At 43.2% G+C, this 1,002-nt stretch carries 1 protein-coding gene; it reads left to right on the top strand.

Annotated features, from left to right (window positions below):
- On the top strand, positions 1-1,002 hold a 1,002-nt coding region (locus tag GMD4S_RS09370; protein WP_000001704.1), incomplete at both ends, for a glycoside hydrolase family 70 protein.

Raw genomic sequence — 1,002 nt, forward strand, 5'->3', positions numbered from 1 at the left:
AGACAAGAAGTATACGCAGTTCAACATCCCAACTGCCCATGCCCTCATGCTCTCCAATAAAGACTCTATCACTCGGGTCTACTATGGTGACCTCTATACCGATGATGGTCAATACATGGAGAAAAAATCTCCTTACCACGATGCTATCGATGCCTTGTTGCGTGCTCGTATTAAGTATGTAGCAGGTGGACAAGACATGAAAGTCACATATATGGGTGTACCTCGTGAGGCTGATAAATGGTCTTACAATGGTATTTTGACTTCTGTGCGCTACGGTACTGGTGCCAATGAAGCAACAGATGAAGGAACAGCAGAAACTCGTACTCAAGGGATGGCTGTTATTGCTTCTAACAACCCTAACCTGAAACTGAACGAATGGGATAAACTGCAAGTCAATATGGGAGCAGCCCACAAGAATCAATACTATCGCCCTGTGCTTTTGACGACCAAAGATGGTATTTCCCGTTATCTAACTGACGAAGAAGTGCCGCAATCGCTCTGGAAGAAGACAGATGCTAATGGTATTTTAACCTTTGATATGAATGATATTGCAGGCTACAGCAATGTACAGGTTTCTGGATATCTGGCTGTTTGGGTACCAGTTGGCGCTAAGGCAGATCAGGATGCTCGTACAACAGCAAGCAAGAAGAAAAACGCTAGTGGTCAGGTCTACGAATCTAGCGCAGCCCTTGATTCTCAGTTGATTTACGAAGGATTTTCTAACTTCCAAGACTTTGCAACCCGCGATGACCAATATACTAATAAAGTCATTGCTAAAAATGTCAACCTCTTCAAGGAATGGGGAGTAACTTCATTTGAGCTACCACCTCAGTATGTATCTAGCCAAGACGGTACTTTCTTAGATTCTATCATTCAGAATGGTTATGCCTTTGAAGACCGCTACGATATGGCGATGAGCAAGAACAATAAATATGGTTCTTTAAAAGATTTGCTCAATGCTCTTCGTGCGCTTCACAGTGTCAATATCCAAGCCATCGCAGA

Source organism: Streptococcus sp. GMD4S, assembly GCF_000296955.1.